At 65.4% G+C, this 18986-nt stretch carries 20 protein-coding genes; 4 read left to right on the top strand and 16 right to left on the bottom strand.

Going from position 1 to position 18986, the window contains the following annotated elements:
- Positions 1–38: 38 nt before the first annotated feature.
- From B7Z66_04245 to B7Z66_04210, 8 genes are all read right to left on the bottom strand, one after another.
- Positions 39–1292: an anion transporter gene (locus B7Z66_04245; protein OYV77650.1), complete on the bottom strand. Its 1254-nt coding sequence runs from the start codon at positions 1290–1292 to the stop codon at positions 39–41.
- Positions 1293–1341: 49 nt separating this feature from the next.
- A complete protein-coding gene (locus tag B7Z66_04240; GenBank protein OYV77604.1) occupies positions 1342–3222 on the bottom strand; it encodes a molecular chaperone HtpG in 1881 nt (626 codons plus the stop codon).
- Between the two features lie 269 nt (positions 3223–3491).
- Positions 3492–4040 carry a hypothetical protein gene (locus tag B7Z66_04235; GenBank protein ID OYV77603.1) on the bottom strand — a complete coding sequence of 183 codons (549 nt, stop codon included), beginning with the start codon at positions 4038–4040 and terminating at the stop codon, positions 3492–3494.
- Between the two features lie 3 nt (positions 4041–4043).
- On the bottom strand, positions 4044–4409 hold the full coding sequence (locus B7Z66_04230) for a 50S ribosomal protein L19 (GenBank protein ID OYV77602.1): 366 nt from the start codon (positions 4407–4409) through the stop codon (positions 4044–4046).
- Positions 4410–4588: 179 nt separating this feature from the next.
- Entirely contained in the window at positions 4589–5341 is a 753-nt protein-coding gene (locus tag B7Z66_04225) for a tRNA (guanosine(37)-N1)-methyltransferase TrmD (GenBank protein ID OYV77649.1), read from the bottom strand.
- A gap of 33 nt (positions 5342–5374) precedes the next feature.
- Positions 5375–5887: a ribosome maturation factor RimM gene (locus B7Z66_04220; GenBank protein OYV77601.1), complete on the bottom strand. Its 513-nt coding sequence runs from the start codon at positions 5885–5887 to the stop codon at positions 5375–5377.
- Between the two features lie 39 nt (positions 5888–5926).
- Positions 5927–6175, bottom strand: coding sequence for a 30S ribosomal protein S16 (locus tag B7Z66_04215; protein ID OYV77600.1), 249 nt, complete (start codon positions 6173–6175; stop codon positions 5927–5929).
- A 273-nt stretch (positions 6176–6448) separates the two neighbouring features.
- The gene (locus B7Z66_04210; protein OYV77599.1) at positions 6449–7807 is read right to left on the bottom strand and encodes a signal recognition particle protein; all 1359 of its coding nucleotides are present in this window, start codon (positions 7805–7807) and stop codon (positions 6449–6451) included.
- 225 nt (positions 7808–8032) lie between these two features.
- On the opposite strand from B7Z66_04210, the gene B7Z66_04205 reads away from it, so the two are divergent.
- The 3 genes from B7Z66_04205 (at position 8033) to B7Z66_04195 (ending at position 10703) form a co-directional block, all read left to right on the top strand.
- Positions 8033–8857, top strand: a complete 825-nt coding sequence (locus B7Z66_04205) for a hypothetical protein (protein ID OYV77598.1) — start codon at positions 8033–8035, stop codon at positions 8855–8857.
- 91 nt (positions 8858–8948) lie between these two features.
- The gene (locus B7Z66_04200; protein ID OYV77597.1) at positions 8949–10241 is read left to right on the top strand and encodes a magnesium/cobalt efflux protein; all 1293 of its coding nucleotides are present in this window, start codon (positions 8949–8951) and stop codon (positions 10239–10241) included.
- An 87-nt stretch (positions 10242–10328) separates the two neighbouring features.
- Positions 10329–10703: a hypothetical protein gene (locus B7Z66_04195; protein ID OYV77596.1), complete on the top strand. Its 375-nt coding sequence runs from the start codon at positions 10329–10331 to the stop codon at positions 10701–10703.
- Positions 10704–10737: 34 nt separating this feature from the next.
- Here the strand turns inward: B7Z66_04195 and B7Z66_04190 are convergent, their stop codons facing one another.
- Entirely contained in the window at positions 10738–12102 is a 1365-nt protein-coding gene (locus B7Z66_04190) for a DNA repair protein RadA (protein OYV77595.1), read from the bottom strand.
- Between the two features lie 202 nt (positions 12103–12304).
- Here B7Z66_04190 and B7Z66_04185 point away from each other — a divergent pair, with 202 nt between their 5' ends.
- Complete coding sequence (locus B7Z66_04185) at positions 12305–13957, top strand: GGDEF-domain containing protein (GenBank protein OYV77648.1); 1653 nt, start codon at positions 12305–12307, stop codon at positions 13955–13957.
- Between the two features lie 71 nt (positions 13958–14028).
- Here B7Z66_04185 and B7Z66_04180 read toward each other — a convergent pair whose 3' ends face one another.
- The 7 genes from B7Z66_04180 to B7Z66_04150 form a co-directional block, all read right to left on the bottom strand.
- Positions 14029–14511, bottom strand: coding sequence for a hypothetical protein (locus tag B7Z66_04180; protein ID OYV77594.1), 483 nt, complete (start codon positions 14509–14511; stop codon positions 14029–14031).
- Positions 14512–14733: 222 nt separating this feature from the next.
- Positions 14734–15888 carry an alanine racemase gene (locus B7Z66_04175; protein OYV77593.1) on the bottom strand — a complete coding sequence of 385 codons (1155 nt, stop codon included), beginning with the start codon at positions 15886–15888 and terminating at the stop codon, positions 14734–14736.
- 64 nt (positions 15889–15952) lie between these two features.
- Positions 15953–17359 (bottom strand): replicative DNA helicase, encoded by a 1407-nt coding sequence (locus tag B7Z66_04170; protein OYV77592.1) that lies wholly within the window; start codon positions 17357–17359, stop codon positions 15953–15955.
- A 7-nt stretch (positions 17360–17366) separates the two neighbouring features.
- On the bottom strand, positions 17367–17813 hold the full coding sequence (locus B7Z66_04165; protein OYV77591.1) for a 50S ribosomal protein L9: 447 nt from the start codon (positions 17811–17813) through the stop codon (positions 17367–17369).
- A 50-nt stretch (positions 17814–17863) separates the two neighbouring features.
- Positions 17864–18088 carry a 30S ribosomal protein S18 gene (locus B7Z66_04160; GenBank protein ID OYV77590.1) on the bottom strand — a complete coding sequence of 75 codons (225 nt, stop codon included), beginning with the start codon at positions 18086–18088 and terminating at the stop codon, positions 17864–17866.
- A 25-nt stretch (positions 18089–18113) separates the two neighbouring features.
- Positions 18114–18443 (bottom strand): primosomal replication protein N, encoded by a 330-nt coding sequence (locus B7Z66_04155; protein ID OYV77589.1) that lies wholly within the window; start codon positions 18441–18443, stop codon positions 18114–18116.
- Between the two features lie 32 nt (positions 18444–18475).
- The gene (locus B7Z66_04150; GenBank protein ID OYV77588.1) at positions 18476–18913 is read right to left on the bottom strand and encodes a 30S ribosomal protein S6; all 438 of its coding nucleotides are present in this window, start codon (positions 18911–18913) and stop codon (positions 18476–18478) included.
- Positions 18914–18986: the final 73 nt, after the last annotated feature.

Raw genomic sequence — 18986 nt, 5'->3', positions numbered from 1 at the left:
CCCGAACACGGGTTCCCCTTATTAGCAGGCGCACGGAATCAGGCAGTGAACCCGTAGACCCAGTGGAAAAACCCCCAGTACACACCGAGACTAAGCACAGTGATCGGCACACCGACGGACGCGAATTCCAGAAAGCTCAGCGATGGTCCACCACGACGCTCCGCGCCCTGCACGATGATCACGTTGCTGGCCGCGCCCAGGATAAACAGGTTGCCTGCCACAGTGCTGCCCACAGCCAAGGCCAGCAGCGCCGCTTCGGATCCACCGGCATGGGTCAGCATCGGCAAATAGAGGGCCACCAGAGGCACGTTGGAGATGAGTTGGCTGAGCAGCGTGCTGACCACCAGGATGGTCGGGATGGCGTCGATCCGCAGATCGAAGCGGGCCATCCAACCTTGAAAGAACCCACTGTCCCACACACTTTGCATCAACACGAACATCGCCGCGAAAAACACCAGGGTGCTCCAATCGATGTTGCGCATCAGTTCACCGCGCCGGGGACTGAAGATCACCAGCGGCAGCGCGGCCGCGGCGGCGGCCGCGGACAACGGCGGCGCCGGCAGACCCAGCCACCGCAGGGCGATCCGCACAACCAGCAGCAGGACCAGGATTCGCAACGCGCTGCGGGCCAGCATGGCCAGATGCGGGTCGGTCACCGGGACTGGCACGTGCACCAGCTGATCGCCATGAAACCGGGATCGGAACCGCCAGCGCAGAACTCCGTAGGCGAGCAACAGGTTCAAGGCGGTGGGCAGCGCCAAATAGGACAGAAACGCAAGGAACGGGTCGTTCATGCCGCCGTGCAGCGCGATCAGCAGATTCTGCGGGTTGCCGATGGGGCTCATGACACTGCCGAGGGTAACAGCGAAGGCCAGCGTGAGCAGTAGCATGCGGGCGTCGATCCGATGCGTACGGGCGAGCATCAGCATCAGCGGTGTTCCCACCACCGCGAGGGTATCGTTCATCAGCAGGGCGGAGGCGGCGCCCACTCCGAACAGTACGGTGAGCACCAAGCGGTCCACGGACCGTGCGCCCTGGAACAACCGCGCTGCCAGCTGGGCAAGGTAGCCGCTGCGCTCCAGCGCCGTGCCCACCAGAAACATGGCGGCCAGAAACACCATGACATCAGGGTCGATGGCACGCAGCGCGGCGACCGGCCCGATTTGCCCACTTACGAGGACCGCCAAGGCCCCGAGACCCATGATCTGCCAGATCGGCAGACGCAGTCCATCCACAGTGCGCGCCGCGATCGCCACGAAAACCAGCAGCAGAACCGCGACGGAGAGATTCACCAACCGCGCACGCGCCGCCCGGCAGGCGGGCGTACGGCCTTCGCCGCGTTCACTTTCGGGTCAGGAGGAGCAGGAGTTCGTTGAGCCGGCCCACGAACGCGGCCGGATCCTCCAACTGCCCGCCATCCGCCAGCAAGGCCTGATCGAACAGGATCGAGGCCCAATCGCTGAAACGCTGGGGGTCTTGCTCGTCCTTCAGGCGCTGCACCAATAGGTGCCCCGGGTTGATCTCCAGGATCGGATGGGCGGAGGGCACCTCTTGGCCGGCCGCCTTGAGCATGCGTTGCAGATGGACCGGCATGTCGTGCTCATCGAGCACCAAGCACGCCGGTGAGGTGGTGAGCCGGTGGGTAACCCGGACTTCCTTGACCCGCTCGCCAAGCGCCGCGCTCATCCGCTCCAGCAGCTCCTTGTAATCCGACTCCGCCTGCTCGACGCTGCGCTTCTCCTCCTGATCCTCCAGCGCACCTAGTTCCAAGTCGCCCTTGGCCACCGAATGCAAGGGCTTGCCGTCGAATTCCGTGAGATGCGAAACCAGCCACTCATCCACCCGGTCGCAGAGCAGCAAGACCTCGACGTCCTTCTTGCGCAGCCGTTCGAGGTGTGGGCTGTTGCGGGCGGCGGCGAAACTCTCGGCGGTGAGATAGTAGATCTTGTCCTGGCCGGGCTTCATGCGCGCCAGATAGTCCTTCAGCGACACATCCTGCACCGGCCGGTCGGCGTGGGTGGATGAGAACCGCAACAGGCCCGCGATCTGGTCACGGTTGGCGTAGTCTTCCGCCGGCCCCTCCTTCATGACCTTGCCGAAGGACTCCCAGAACCGCGCGTACTGTTCCGGCTCGTTGGCGCTCATTTCCTCCAACGTCGTCAGCAGCCGCTTGACCAGGGCCGAGCGGATCTGCTCGATCTCGCGGTTGTGCTGGAGGATCTCGCGGGAGACGTTGAGGGGTAGATCCTCGGAATCCACCACGCCGCGCACGAACCGGAGGTACTGAGGCAACAGGTGCTCGGTGTCGTCCATGATGAACACGCGCCGCACATACAGCTTGAGGCCGTGGCGACGCTCCCGGTCCCACAGATCGAACGGGGGACGGGCCGGGATGTAGAGCAACGAATGGTAGGATACCTTGCCCTCCACGTGGTTGTGGACCCAGACCAAGGGATCCTCGAAGTCGTGGGCAACATGCTTGTAGAACTCTTTGTATTCCTCGTCGGTGATCTCGTTGCGGCGCCGGCCCCACAGCGCCGAGGCGCGATTAAGCGTCTCCAGACCGGCATCCCCTTCCTTGCGCATACGGACCGGCAACGGCACATGATCGGAATATTTGCGCACGATGGTGCGCAGACGCAGACCTTCCAGAAACTCGTCCTCGCCTTCGCGCAGGTGCAGGGTCACCTCAGTGCCACGCCCGGGTCGCTCCATTGTCTCCAGGGAATAGTCACCCTGTCCGTCGGATTCCCAACGCACGCCGTGTTCGGGGCCGAGACCGGCGCGGCGGGTGACCAGGGTAATGCGATCCGCCACGATAAACGCGGAGTAGAAACCCACTCCGAACTGGCCGATCAACTGGGTGTCCTTGGACTGATCTCCGGTCAGGCTGTTCAGGAACTGGCGGGTCCCGGAACGCGCGATCGTCCCGATGTTGTCCATCACCTCGGCCCGGGTCATGCCAACGCCATTGTCCGCCACCGTGACGGTACGCCGTTCACGATCGACGGAAATGCACACCGCCAGGTCAGAATCCCCTTCGTACAGGGCGTCGTCGGTGAGCGCCTCGAAACGCAGCTTGTCACAGGCGTCGGCAGCGTTGGAGATCAGCTCCCTCAGGAAGATCTCTTTATTGGAATATAGGGAATGGATCATCAGGTTCAGCAGTTGCCGAACCTCGGCCTGAAAACTCAGGGTCTCCTTGTGGGCCTCAACGCTCATCGGTTCGGACTCTCCCTATGCCCGCGGACGCGGCACGACCGCAACGGGGTAAAGGTAAGGGATTCAGGCAGGCGTTTTCAAGGCGGAACCCGCTTGGGGATGGTTCCGGACAAGAAGCTGGACCAGGACCAGGTTCAGGCTCGCGTAGTGTTGTACGCTTGGGGGCACACCCGGGGTTCCTCCAAGGCATCCGATCAAGGCGCGGACGCAGGCGATGGCCGGGTACCTTGCGGCGACTCCCCTGCGGGCGGGCATCCAAGCGCGAAACACTAAACGAGGCGCGCGCCTTCGTGACGCAGGAGCCAGCGCTTGACCGTCAACCGTGCCCCTTCGGTTTGCCCGTCGTAGCCACCGATCCCATCGCAGGCCACTACCCGGTGGCAGGGCACCACCACTGGAACCGGATTCGCACGGCACGCGGCACCCACCGCCCGCGCGCCGCTGCCCAAGCGCGCGGCCAGTTCGCCATAGGTCAGGGTCCGGCCGGGAGGAATGCGCCGCAGGGCTGCCCACACCCGTTGTTGAAACGGCGTGCCACGGCGTGCCACCGGGAGGGTCCAGGGTGTTTTGGGATCCTGCAGGTAGCGCTCCAGCGCCTCCATCATCCGCGCGGCAAGGGGATCGCCGGGCACCAGCCACGACCGGCAACGCGGCAGACAATCAATGGTCCAGAGCATGCCGTCGTGCACACGCACGCCCAATGCGCCGAACGGCGCAGGAACGATGGTCTGGAAACCGCCGTCCCGATCCCGCGGCGCCCGGCGTGGCACCCGGGTGGACTCCGAAGCACCAGGACCGGTCGCAGGGCGCGGCGGCATGGCTCAGCCGTCCTGCTTGCGACCGAGCTTCTCCTTGATGCGCGCGGCTTTGCCTTCGCGTTCGCGCAGATAATACAGCTTGGCCCGACGCACGTCGCCGCGCCGCTTGACAGTGATGTCCTCCACTGCCGGGCTGTAGGTCTGGAACACCCGTTCCACGCCCTCGCCGTGGGAAACCTTGCGCACGGTGAACGAGGAGTTGAGCCCGCGGTTGCGCTTGGCGATCACTACACCCTCGAAGGCCTGCAACCGCTCCCGGTTGCCTTCCTTCACCTTGACCTGGACCACTACGATGTCACCGGGGGCGAAGGTGGGGACTACACGGCCCATCTGCTCCTTCTCGATTTCCTCGATGATGTTGTTACCCATGGTTCGATCCCCTCATGCCGGTGACCAAGGCGGAAGAAGGCAGGCAGACAGCGCTCCCTTCGGTTTCGCCTTCGCTAATTCGGTTGATTACACTACCCTCCACTCGGCCCCGCGCTCCGCAAAGGAGGCGGGACCGCGGACCGGAAGGTCGGCTTGCTACGTTCCCCACTGACAATGCTTCAACCCCCGCGTTCCGCGGATTGCTCGCGGATGAACTCCTCCAGCAATCCGCGTGCCTCCGCGTCCAGCTCCACGCCCTGCAGCAACTCCGGACGCCGGCGCCAAGTGCGGCCCAGGGCCTGCTTGCGCCGCCAGCGGCGCACTGCATCGTGATCGCCGCTCAACAGCACCGGCGGTACACGGCACCCCTCCACTTCCTCCGGACGCGTGTAGTGCGGACAATCCAGCAGCCCGTCGCTGAACGAGTCCTGGCGGGCCGAATCCTCGTCGCCCAGCGCGCCGGGCAGCAACCGCGTCACCGCATCGATGAGCACCAGGGCTGCCGGCTCGCCGCCGCTGAGCACGTAGTCCCCGATCGACCACTCCTCGTCGATCTCGCGCTCCACCAGCCGCTCGTCGACGCCTTCATAGCGCCCCGCCACCAGGATGAAACCCGGGCGCGCCGCCAACTCGCGCACCGCCTGCTGGTCCAGCCGGCGCCCCTGTGGCGTGAGGTACAGGGTCCGGCTGGGTCCGCCCGCCGCCTGCCGCGCGGCGCGTATCGCCGCCTGCAGGGGTGCCACGGCCATGACCATGCCCGGTCCGCCGCCGTAGGGGCGGTCGTCGACGCTGCGGTGGCGATCCGTCGCGTAAGAACGCGGATTCCAAACCCGCAGTTCCAGCAGCCCGCGCTCCCGCGCGCGCCCGGTGATCCCGCAACCGGTACCCGCTTCCACCATCTCCGGAAACAGGGTCACGACATCGATCCGCATGATTGGATCCACTACCGGTGCGTTCAACCCGGCTCAGAACTCCGGGTCCCAATCCACCTTTAGGACCCCGCCCTCCAGGTCCACTTCCGTCACCACCCGTTCGGGAACGAAAGGGATCAGGCGTTCGCGCTCCCCGCGCACCACCAGCACGTCGTTGGCGCCGGTCTCCAGCAGGTGGGCGACTACCCCCAGAGCATGACCGCTGAGGGTCTCGACCCGCAGTCCCTCCAGATCGACCCAGTAATAACGCCCGGGCTCCGGGGACGGAAATTGACCGCGCCGCACCCCGATCTCGCGGCCCATCAGGGCCCGGGCGGCGACTGGCTCCGCGCAGTCCGCAAGACAGGCCACTACGCCCCTGCCGTGACGGCGACCCGCGTGCACGGCTACTGCCTGCCACTGGTCCCCGTCGCGCAGGAACCACGGCACCAAGTCGAGCACCGCTTCCCTGGGCTCGGTGTAGGAATGGATTCGCACCCAGCCCCGCACACCGTACACCCCCGAGACACGACCCACCGGCACCATGTCGCGTGCATGCAGGCTCATTTCACACTCCGCTCCGGGGAAACTCCACCCGCAGAGGGCTCAGGCGGCGCTTTGCTGCTGCTTGATCAAGCTGGCCACACGATCCGACGCCTGGGCGCCCTGGGACAGCCAGTAGCTCACCCGCTCAGCGTCCAGGTGCAGGCGCGTCTCGCCGCCGGTGGCGATGGGGTTAAAGTAACCCAGGCGCTCGATGAAACGGCCATCGCGCGCGTTGCGGCTGTCGGCAACGACGATGTTGAAGAACGGGCGCTTCTTCGCGCCGCGGCGGGCCAAACGTATCGTTACCATGAAAGCTGTCCTCAAGGGGGTGCGCGCCGGTTCAACGCCCCACCGGGTGGGCGCTCAACCGAGCTAAACGGTGCATTTTACGCGAATATCGGGAAAAGGGAAGGCTCCAGCCCGGGTTGAGCACCCGGATTTCCCACCGAGGTTCGTCACGGGCATCGCGGCGTTTGCAGCGCGGGGCCGCAGGGGCAAAGGCCGGCCGGTACCCGGCAGGTGGGCACAGGACATACCGGGCCCCAGCGAGGGCGGTTGCGGGAAACCGGCGGAAAATCCCGGCTAGAACGGCAGCCCCTGGGGGAATCGCCCCTTGAGACCCCGCATCAGCTTCGCCATGCCGCCCTTGGACATCTTTTTCATCATCTTCTGCATCTGGGCATGCTGCTTCAGGAGACGGTTGACCTCCTGCACCTGGGCCCCGGACCCGGCGGCGATACGCCGCTTCCGGGATCCACGGATGCAGTCCGGAAAACGCCGCTCCTGGGCGGTCATGGACTGGATAATGGCGATCATGCGCCGCACGTCCCGGTCGCTCATCTGGTTCCGGGCCGCCGCCGGCAGTTCCGCGGCCCCGGGCAGCTTCTCCATCAGGCCCGCCAAGCCGCCCATATTCTGCATCTGCTCCAGCTGGTCGCGAAAATCCTCCAAATTGAAACCTTTACCCTTCGCGAGCTTGCCGGCAAGCTTGGCGGCCTTCTCCTTGTCAACGGTTCGCTCCGCCTCCTCCACCAGGCTCAGGACATCCCCCATGCCCAGGATCCGAGACGCAATCCGGTCCGGATGGAACGGCTCCAGGGCCGCGGTCTTCTCCCCTACCCCGAGGAATTTGATCGGCTTACCGGTGATCTGACGGATCGACAGGGCGGCCCCGCCCCGGGCGTCGCCGTCCGCCTTGGTGAGGATCACCCCGGTCAGGGGCAAGGCCTCGTGGAAGGCGCGCGCGGTGTTGGCCGCGTCCTGACCGGTCATGCTGTCCACCACGAACAGGGTTTCCGCCGGCTCCGTGGCGGCATGGATGCGGCGAATCTCTTCCATCATCGCGGCATCCACGTGCATCCGCCCGGCGGTGTCGAGGATTACCACGTCGAGGAACTGCCTGCGCGCCTGTTCCACCGCCGCGCGCGCGATCTGCACCGGGTCCTGGGACGGGTCGCTGGGATGGAACTGCACATCGACTTCCCGCGCCAGTGTCTGGAGCTGCTCGATGGCGGCGGGCCGGTACACGTCGCAACTGGCCACCAGCACCTTGCGGTTACGGCTCTCCCGCAGCCAGCGGGCGAGCTTCGCGGTACTGGTGGTCTTACCGGATCCCTGCAGACCAGCCATCAGCACCACCGCCGGTGCGCGGACATTGAGGTCCAGTTCTTCATTGGCCGCGCCCATGACCGCGATCAGCTCGTCATGGACCACCTTCACCAGCGCTTGGCCGGGGGTGACGCTGGCGCTGACTTCCCGGCCCACCGCGCGCACCCGTACCCGCTCGATGAATTCGCGCACCACCGGCAGGGCGACATCCGCCTCAAGCAGGGCCATACGCACGTCGCGCAGGGCGTCCCGGACGTTTTCCTCGGTCAAACGGCCCTGGCCGCGGACACGGCGCAAGGTGGTCCTCAATCGTTCACTCAGGTTGTCGAACATATTGGCACTCGGATGAGGCCCGGCAGCAGGGGGCCGTGGAACACCATGGATAGTAGCCGGTACGCCCTAGTGTAGCGCCTTGTACCGGGCAACAGCCCATGGGATTATACCGGACATTCGGGTGCACGGGCACCACGCCCGCCGGCGCGAAACCGTCGTGGCCGCGGGTCGCCACCGACCCTCGACGTCACCTCCTTAGGGATCCAACGCAGTGAGAACCAACGGATGCCGCCGATAAAGTTCGACGTCATCAACCTCCTGGCGATGATCGCCTACGTGGGTGCCGCGATCCTGTTGGGCCGGCGCATGCTGCGGGCCGCCCAGGGCATCACCGCGGGCAAGGCGACGCTGCTGCTGCCCGGCGCAATCGCGGCACTGCTGCATGGCATCGTGACCTATCACAGCATCCTCGGTCACGGCGTGCTGAACATGGGTTTTTTCAATTCCCTGTCCTTGGTCGCCTGGATCATGGTGGTACTACTGCTGATCAGCGCCGTCAGCCGGCCGCTGGAAAGCGTCGGAATTCTGCTCTACCCGGTTGCGGCGGTGGCGGTGAGTCTCGACGGGGTATTCCACGCGCCGCAGATCCTCGGTCGTATGGGCTGGGCGCTGGACGCCCACATCGTGATCTCGCTGCTTGCCTACAGCGTGTTGAGTATCGCCTCCCTGCAGGCAATTCTGCTCGCGGTACAACATCACCACCTGCGCAACAAGCATCCCGGTGGCTTGGTGCGGGCGCTGCCGCCGCTGCAGACCATGGAAGCGCTGCTGTTTCAGATGATCGCGGTGGGCTTCGTGCTGCTCAGCCTGGCACTGGTCACCGGCATGTTCTTCCTGCATGACATCTTTGCCCAGCATCTGGTCCACAAAACCGTGCTATCCATCGCCGCGTGGCTGGTTTTCGCGGTGCTGCTGTGGGGCCGACGACGCTTCGGATGGCGCGGACCGACCGCAATCCGCTGGACACTGGGTGGCATCTTTTCCCTGATGTTGGCCTATTTTGGCAGCAAAATGGTGCTGGACCTGATCCTGCACCGTGTCTCGGGCTGACGCCCGGGCATTCCGGCGCGGCGCTTGACATCCGACGCCGCCGCCCCGGAACATTAGCCCAACCCCCCCTACACGGCGAGGCAAGCCCTCTTTGGACGATGTCCCATTAAGCGTGCTGTTCGGCACGCTGGTAGTCCTGATCCTCCTGTCCGCGTTCTTTTCCGGGTCCGAGACCAGTCTGATGGCGCTGAACCGCTACCGCCTGCGTCACCTGGCGAAGGCGGGGCATCCGGGCGCCGTGCGTGTGAGCCGGCTGCTGGAACGCCCGGATCGGCTGATCGGGCTGATCCTCCTGGGGAACAACTTCGTCAACATCGTGGCGTCGTCGCTGGCCACGGTGATAGCCCTGCGGCTGATGGGCGAGGCGGGCATTGCGGTGGCCGCTGGTTTGCTGACTCTTGCGGTGTTGATCTTCTCGGAGGTCGCACCGAAAACCCTGGCGGCGCTGCACCCGGAACGCATCGCTTACCCCGCGTCGTTCATCCTGCACCCGCTACTGCGCGTGCTGACCCCCGTGGTGTGGGTGGTAAACGTCTTGGCCAACGGCCTGTTGCGGCTATTGGGGATATCGCTCGACGAGGCCTCGGTCACCCACCTCAATGAGGAAGAACTGCGAACGGTGGTAATGGAGGCGGGTGCCATGATCCCGCGCCGCCACCAACGGATGCTGCTCAGCATCCTGGATCTGGAGCGGGTAACGGTGGAAGACATCATGGTGCCCCGCAACGAAATCATCGGAGTAGATCTGGACGACGATTGGAACGTGATCGTCGAACAACTCAGCACCGGCCAGTACACCCGGGTACCGGTGTATCAGGAGAGCATCGATAACGTAATCGGCTTCCTGCACATCCGCCGGGTCCTGCCCCTGATCGCCCGCGGTGAGTTTACCCACGACACCCTGCGCGCATCGGTCCGCGAACCCACGTTCATCCCCGAGGGGACCCCCTTGAACCGCCAGTTGCTCAGCTTCCAGCGCCAGAAGCAGCGCATCGGACTGGTGGTCGACGAATACGGGGACATACAGGGATTGGCCACCTTGGAGGATATCCTGGAGGAAATCGTCGGCGAGTTCACCACGGACCCGTCGGCCTCGGTCAAGGATGTGGTCCCGCAGACGGACGGGTCCTATCTGGTGGACGGCAGCGCCAACGTGCGCGAGCTGAACCGCAACATGCAGTGGCACCTGCCTACCGACGGCCCCAAGACCCTGAACGGTCTGATCGTGGAATACCTGGAACACATCCCGGAGGCGGGGACCAGCCTCATGCTGGCGGACTACCCGATGGAGATCGTGCAGGCGAAGGACAATGTGGTGAAGAAGGTACGGATCTGGCCGGTGCGACGCCGGCGGCGCGGCGCGGCGGCCATTCCGGGACGTTGACGGGCAGCGCGGCGGCGGCCGCGCCCTGGAGTGCTATGATAGATCCGTGAGGGAAGGACCTCCCGAACCCAACCCAGGAGCGTTTTCATGGCGCCAAATGACAAGCCCGGGGAACGGCGCCATTTCAGCCGCATCCCATTCGACGCCCCAGTCACCCTGCGGGTCCCGGGGGGGGCATGCTGGGAGAGCCAGTTACTGGATATCTCCCTGAAGGGCGCGCTATTGGAGCGCCCTCCGAACTGGGACGGCACCAGCGGCGACACCCTGGCCCTGGAAATCCCCCTCGGCATGGGCACGGCACGCATTCACATGGAGGTCGTGGTCGCGCACGTGGAACCCGAGCGTCTCGGACTGCGCTGCGTCCACATCGATATCGACAGCATCGCCCACCTGCGCCGCTTGGTGGAACTGAACCTCGGCGACCCCGAGCTGCTCAACCGGGAACTCTCGTCCCTGGGTTGAAATCCCGGTCACGGCGATTCCGGCGCGCCGCCGGTCAGAGCCGGTCCAAGACCTCGGCCAGGCGCTGTGCGCCCACCACCTCCATGCCCTGCACCCCCGTCTTAGGCACGTTGGCCTTCGGGACGATAGCGTGGCGGAACCCGTGCTTGGCCGCCTCCCGCAGGCGCTCCTGCCCGCTCGGCACCGGGCGGATCTCCCCCGCCAAACCCACTTCTCCGAACGCCACCAAATCCACCGGCAGCGGCCGGCTGCGGAAGCTGGAAAGGACCGCGAGCACCACCGCGAGATCGGCGGCAGTCTCCGTAACGCGAACTCCCCCTACCACGTTTACATAGACGTCCTGATCATACATCGCGATGCCCCCATGACGATGCAGTACCGCCAGCAACATCGCCAGCCGGTTCTGCTCCAGCCCGAGCGTCACCCGACGCGGGTTACCGCTGTGTCCCGTATCCACCAGGGCCTGCACCTCCACCAGCAGGGGCCGACTGCCCTCGCGGGTCACCATGATCACACTGCCCGGCACCGGCTCCTCGTGGCGCGACAGGAAAATTGCCGACGGATTGCTCACCTCCTTGAGCCCGCCCTCCGCCATCGCGAACACGCCAAGTTCATTGACCGCACCGAACCGGTTCTTCACCGCGCGGATCACTCGGAACCGCCCGCCCACGTCGCCCTCGAAGTAGAGCACCGTGTCCACCATGTGCTCCAGGACCCGTGGACCCGCGATAGTCCCTTCGCGGGTCACGTGACCTACCAGGAACACGGCGGTACCAGTCTGCTTGGCGAACCGCACCAGCTGCGCCGCCGTCTCCCGCACCTGCGCCACCGACCCCGGCGCGGATTGCAGCAACTCGGTATAGACCGTCTGGATCGAGTCCACCACCAGCACCCCGGGGCGCTCCCGTTCCGCCACCGCGAGCACGTCCTCCACGCGGGTCTCCGCCAGCATCCGCAGACGTTCCACCGGCAAGGACAGGCGCCGCGCCCGCAGGCTGATCTGCTCCGGCGACTCCTCGCCGCTCACGTACAGGCTGGAAGCATCAGTGGGCAGCGACGCCAGTGCCTGTAGAAGCAGGGTGGACTTGCCGATGCCCGGATCGCCGCCGATAAGCACTACCGAACCGGCCACCAGGCCGCCGCCCAGCACCCGGTCCAGCTCCCCGATGCCGGTGGGTAACCGGGCACGGCACTCCGGCGCCACATCGGCCAGCGCCTGAACCCGGAGCGTCGCGCCAGAACCGGTATATCCCGCGAAGCGCGGACTGCGCGGGGCGGGGGCCGCCCCAACCGATTCCACCAGGGTATTCCAGGCGCCGCAGTCCGCGCACTGACCGGACCACTTGGGGGCTTGGGCACCGCATTCCGTGCAGGCGAACACCAGTTTGCTTCGGGTCACCGGGGCTTCCTGTGGTGGCTCAGTGGTTTGGCGACATGCCGCATACTAGCATGCGGCCCCTGTGCTTGGGTCGCTACCGCCATGCGGGGCACCCGCCCGCCTCAACCTCCCTCCTGGACCGCCGCTAATTTCGCTGTACCACGCTTGATTCCAACGCGCCCGGCCGCCGGACTCCGACAGTCCGCCCCAAGGACACGGCATGATGATAACCGGATCCCCGAGTCAGACTCTGGTCGGCACCGCGCAGCTGCTCAAATCCAGGACCAACAAATACGCGTTGCTCGGCGTAAGCATCGCGGCCCTATGCCTGCTCGTAGCCTCGTTTCTGGCCGCCTACCTGGCCAGTGGCCACCTGACCATCGAAGCCGTCGTCGAGGCGCAGCGCACCAATTTCGCCTTGTGGATCCTGGATGCCATGCCGTTCATATTCGCCATTTGGGGACAATACTCGGGTTCGATCATGGCCTACGAGGCCGGCGCTGTGATCCTGGATCAGACCAGTGACCTGCGTGCACAGGCCGCCGCCGCTCAGCAGAAGATTACCTACGAAGCCACCCACGATGCCCTTACCGGCCTGCCAAACCGGGTGCTGCTCCATGATCGCCTGCAACAGGCCATCAGCGCGGCGCGCCGGGAACAGGACCAGTTGGCAGTCCTAATCATGGATCTTGATCACTTCCGGGAGATCAACGACACCCTGGGCCATTACAACGGGGACCTGGTGCTGAAACAGATCGCGTCCCGGCTCAAGAGCGCGCTCCGCGACCCGGACACCGTGGCGCGCCTGGGAGGGGATGAATTCGCCGTTCTGCTACCGAAAAGCCACACCGACGGCGCCCGGCTCGCTGCCCACAAGCTCCTGAAGGCCCTGGAGCCGTCCTGCGTGGTGGGCGGGCTGAACCTGGAGGTCCGCGCCAGCATCGGGATCGCACTGTTCCCGGAGCACGGCACCGATGCTGACACGCTGCTGCAGCGGGCCGACGTGGCCATGTATGCCACCAAGCACGCGAAGACCGGCTACACCTTTTATACGCGCACCCATGATCAGTACAGCCCACACCGTCTGGTACTGATGGGAGAGCTGCGGCAGGCCATTGAACAGGACGATTTGGTACTGCACTACCAGCCCAAGGTGCGCATGCGCGACCGGGAGCTGACGGAAGTAGAGGCGCTGGTACGCTGGCGGCACCCCCAACACGGACTGATCCCGCCCGACGAGTTTATTCCGCTGGCGGAGCGCACTGGCCTGATCAATCCCCTCACCCACTGGGTCCTCGACGAGGCCCTGCGCCAATGCGCTGAATGGACCCGGAGCGGGCGCGACATCGGCGTATGTGCGAACGTCTCCGCACGGGTGCTCTTGGACCCGAGCCTGCCGGACACGTTCGCGGGAATGCTAGCGGCACACCAAGTCCCTGCGTCCCGGCTGGTGTTGGAGATCACTGAGAGCACCATCATGACGGACCAGGAACGGGCCCTGGAGATCCTCACCCGCCTGCACCGGCTCGGGATCCGCCTCTCCATCGACGATTTCGGAACCGGCTACTCCTCCCTCGCCTATTTGAAACGCTTGCCGGTAGAGGAACTCAAGATTGATCGATCCTTCGTACAGGATATGGCCACCGACGAGAATGACGCGGTCATCGTGCGTGCCACCATCGATCTGGCCCACAATCTGGGGTTGCGAGTGATCGCCGAGGGGGTATGCAACCGCCGGCTCTGGGAGACCCTCGACGGCATGGGCTGCGACGCCGCTCAGGGGGAGTACGTGGGAACCCCGCGCAGCGCGGCCGACTTCATCGCCGGGCTGCCCGGTTCACCATGGCGGCTGCGCGGGTCTGCACGCCGCGCCTAGCCCGGTGTTCTGCTCCAAGACTCAAGGCCCGATGGTCGATTCTCCAGCGGCCGCGCAAGCAACATCGGGCCTCAATAATAGGTCAATAGATGAAATTCGTAGACCACCAGCAGGAGATAGAAAAAGAATAACGCGTATTTGAGATGCGACACCCGCAGGCCACCGATGACTCGGAAGTTGTTGTGCAGCATCAGCACCAGCAGACCCACCCCGGTCAACGCGATTTTCACGCTCACGAACAGGCGCACGTCCTGCCCGAGCAGCAGGTCCATAACCGGGTTCAATTCCCGCGCCCCGCTGGTAATCAACAGCAGGGTGTAGTAAGCATCCGCGCAGGACAGCAGCAGGGTGGCGATGGACACCGACACCAGCAACGGGTCGTAGATATCCACGTAACCCTGGTCTTCGTGCCGGCGGTAACGCCGTCGGCGTCCGTAGAGCCAGTAACGCAGGGCCGGGATGCGCCGCTCGCGCCGCTCGCCGCTCCGGCGACGGACATCGGTACCGGCGGCAGGCCAGGGACGAGTGGGGGAAGGATCGGAATGGAATTTCATCGGCGGACTCTCTGGGTGCACGGGATCACCTTCCGTGGCCCTTACTACCCGTCGCCGGGTCGCGTCCGCGGGCCCCACCCGCCGCCGTGGCGGAACCGGAACCCGGATCCATTCTAGACAAGCCCCGCGCCTAAATACAAATCCAATCGGCGCGCGCCCCCCCTGGAGCGCTCCAGGGGCGCGCGCAGCCCTCCACCTGGGCCTATTGATTCGGCCCTCACCTCAGGAGGGGGGGTTGGTTCCGGTCCCGGTCGACACCAGCACCGGCTCGTCCTGGACCGTGAAGGCCACCCGCTGGCTGACCGCGCATAGCAGCTCGTAGGGAATGGTGCCGGCATGGCGGGCGACTTCCTCCACCGGCAGCCCCGCCCCCCACAGCACCACCGGGTCCCCTACCCGCGCGCCGTCATGGCCACGCAGGTCCAGGCAGATCATGTCCATGGACACTCGTCCCACCAATGCCGCACGGCGTCCGTTCACCAGCACCGGCGTCCCGATCCCGGCGTGGCGCGGGTACCCATCACCATAGCCAATGGCTGCCACCCCCACCGGCATGTCCTGCGGACACACCCAGGTACCCCCATAGCCCACCGCGTCGCCCTTGCACAGTGGATTCACAGCGATGAGCCGGGTATGCAGGGACATCACTGGGCGCAGCCCCTCCTGATCCGCGCTGCGGCCCAGAAACGGGGAGACCCCATAGAGCATGATGCCTGGGCGCACCCAATCCAGGTGGGCCTGCGGCCACGCCAGCACCCCCCCCGAGTTGGCCACGCTGCGCGGACCGTCCAGATCCCTCACCGCCGCCTGAAAACGCTCCAACTGCTCCGGAGTACGGAGACTGCGCCGGTCATCGGCATAGGCCAAATGGGTCATCCAAGCGAGGGGGGGAGACACATTCGGACACTGGAGCAGACGCTGCCCGAGCGCGCGTGCCTGCTGGAGCGGGAAACCGAGACGGTGCATACCGGAGTCAAGCTTCACCCAAACCCGCACCGGAACCGCGAGACGCGTGTGCTCCAGGAGGGCCAACTGCTCCGGGTGATGGACCACGAGATCCAGGCCGTGGTGCACGGCGAGCCGCAGGTCCGCGGCATCGAGCACGCCCTCCAACAACAGCACTGGATGGCGCAACCCCGCCTCGCGCAGGACCAGCGCCTCGGCCATGCAGGCCACCCCGAAGGCATCCACGGCAGCGGGCCCCGTGCTAAGGGCGCGCGCCACGGGCACTAGGCCGTGGCCATACGCGTTGGCCTTGACGATGGCCATGACCTGGGACCCGGGGGCGTGCGCCCGAACCCTTTCCAGGTTGCCGCGCAGGGCGCGCAGGTCGATGCGGGCGCTGGCGCGGGGCGACGGCTTCGGCGCGCCGCTCATCGATCCGTACCTCCCGCCAACCAGCGCTGCGCGACGGGCGGCGTGCCTGGCCGGGCGCCACCGCTCACGCGAAACCCTGGTTGTTTCCGTAGTATTCGGGTGCGAGATTCTCGAAGCGCGTGTATTGACCCAGGAAGGTGAGATTCACGTGTCCGATGGGGCCGTTACGCTGCTTCGCCACGATGATCTCCGCGATGCCCTTCTGGGGGCTGTCCTCGTTGTAGACCTCGTCGCGGTAGATGAACACGATCAAGTCCGCATCCTGCTCGATGGCGCCCGATTCGCGCAGGTCCGACATGATCGGGCGCTTGTTGGGGCGCTGCTCAAGGCCGCGATTGAGCTGTGACAAGGCGACCACCGGCGTATTCAACTCCTTGGCCAGCGCCTTGAGAGAGCGCGAGATCTCGGAAATCTCGGTGGCGCGGTTCTCCCGAGTGCCGGGCACCTGCATGAGCTGCAGATAATCGATGATGATCAGCCCGAGATCCCCATGCTCGCGCTTGAGCCGCCGCGCGCGGGCGCGCAGGTCCGTGGGGGTCAGGGCAGAGGTATCGTCGATGAACAACGGCGATTCGGCCAGCAGGTCCATCGCAGAGGTGAGTCGCGGCCAATCCTCGTCGTGCAGCTTCCCGGTGCGCACGCGGTGCTGATCAATGCGCCCCAGCGAGGACATCATACGCATCGCAAGCTGCTCGCCGGGCATCTCCATGCTGAATACCGCCACCGGCCGCTTGCACTTGATGGCGGCGTGCTCGGCCAGATTCATGGCGAAAGTGGTCTTGCCCATGGACGGGCGGCCGGCCACGATGACCAGATCCGCAGGCTGCAGGCCCGAGGTAAGATCGTCGAAATCACTAAAGCCGGTGGGCAACCCGGTGATGGGATTATCGAGCTGGTAGAGGGTGTCGATCCGGTCCACCACCCGGGTCAGCAGGTCGCGGATGCTGGAGAAGCCGCGCAGCCCGCGCGCCCCGCGCTCGGCGATATCGAACACCAGACGCTCCGCATGATCCAGCAATTCCGCGGCGTCCCGACCCTGGGGCTCGAAACCGCTGTTCGCCACTTCAGTGCCGATCTGGATCAATTGGCGCAGGATGGAACGCTCGCGGACAATGTCCGCGTAGGCCTTGATATTGGCCGCGCTGGGGGTGTTCTTGGCGAGCGTTCCGAGATAAGCGAGCCCGCCGGCGGTATCCAGTTCGCTGGCGGTTTCCAGGCGTTCGCCGATAGTGACCACATCGAAGGGCGCGCCACGCTCGGCAAGCTCTGCGATCGCATGGAACACCACGCGGTGATCCCGGCGGTAGAAGTCCTCGTCAGTGATGCGATCCGAGATCTGTTCCCAGGCCCGGTTGTCGAGCATCAACCCGCCCAGGACCGCTTGTTCAGCGTCTATGGAATGCGGCGGGACCCGCAGCGCCGCCGTCGCCGCATCGGCGGTATCGCCGGATTGGGACAGCGCCTTGGGCATGGGCTGTCTATTCCGGCACGATGGAGATCTTTACCGTGGCGTCGACGTCGCCATGCAGGTGCAGCGTCACCTCGTACTCCCCGAGTTGACGGAACGGACCGACAGGCAGTCGCACCTCACGCCGTTCCACCGCGATGCCGCTGGCGGTAATGGCCTCAGCGATCTCGATGGCACCCACAGACCCGAACAGCTTGCCCTCTTCGCCGGCCGTCGACACGATCGTCACACTGAGCTGATCGAGCTGCGCACGGCGCGCCTCGGCGCCGCCCAACATCTCGGCGGCGTGCTTTTCCAGCTCCGCGCGCCGCTCCTCGAAGCGCGCGACATTCACCGCCGTAGCCTCGGTGGCACGACCCTTGGGAATCAGGAAATTCCGCGCGTAACCGCGGCGTACCCGCACCCGGTCTCCCAGGTTGCCCAGGTGTTCCACCTTCTCAAGAAGAATCACTTCCATCGCGCAGTCCTCGAATCAGAGTTGCGGATCCACGCCGCTTGGCATCAGCCTCAGTGCTGGTCCGTGTACGGCAACAGAGCCAGGAACCGCGCGCGCTTGACGGCGCGTGCCAGTTGGCGCTGGTAACGGGAATGGGTCCCAGTGATCCGGCTGGGAACGATCTTGCCGGTCTCCGTGATGTAGTTGCGCAGGGTCGCGATATCCTTGTAATCAATCTCCTTTACACCCTCCGCGGTAAAGCGGCAATATTTCCTACGACGAAAAAAACGTGCCATGGTCCTGTCCTCGATCGTATCCGACTCAATCCAACAGTTCGATGTGCTCGACGTGCAACTCTGGCTCGCCGCGCCCGTAACGCGATACCCCCTGGTGCAGAAAGCCGCTTACCCGCACCTGGGAGCCCGCCCGCAGCCGACCCACCACGGCACTGAAGACATCCCCCGCCGCCAGCACCCGTAAACGGCAGGTCACGGGACGCGCCAAGCCAGCCTCCTGGCGTTGGGAACGGTGCTCCAGGGTGAAACGGGTCAGTGGAATGCCGGAGGGTGCCGACCGGGTATCCGGTGTCCGATGCACCACACCCGCGATCAACAACCGGTTCGCGGCGGGTTCACCGTCAGGTTGTGACATCGCCGTCCCAATCCGACCCCCGAATTCCCGGATCAGTCCGCGGGTGCGGCCTCCACCATCTCCCGGCGGCCGACTGGACCATCGTCATCGTCCCGATCGTCCCGGTCATCCCGATCCCGGCCGCCGCCGCGCTCGCCGGTGTCGCGCTCCTCACGGCCCTTGGCCATCACTGAGGGCTCGGTGACCGCCTCGTCGCGGCGGATTACCAGATGACGCAACACCGCATCGTTGAAGCGGAACGCGCTGGTCACTTCGTTCAAGGCCTCCTGGTCGCACTCCACGTTCATGAGCACGTAGTGGGCCTTGGGGACCTTCTGTATTGAGTAGGCGAGCTGGCGGCGACCCCAGTCCTCCAGGCGATGGATGCTCCCGCCACGGGACTCGATGCTCGAACGGTAGCGTTCGATCATCGTGGGGACCTGCTCACTCTGGTCCGGGTGGACCAGGAACACGATCTCATAGTGGTTCATTCTTGCTCCTTACGGTTTGGCAGCCTGACGCGCAACGCGCAAGGCAAGGAGGCGGGCGGCGGACCGCCCTGCT

The sequence above is a fragment of the Chromatiales bacterium 21-64-14 genome (assembly GCA_002255365.1).
GTDB lineage: Bacteria > Pseudomonadota > Gammaproteobacteria > 21-64-14 > 21-64-14 > 21-64-14.
This window is presented reverse-complemented; position numbering and strand designations above follow the sequence as displayed.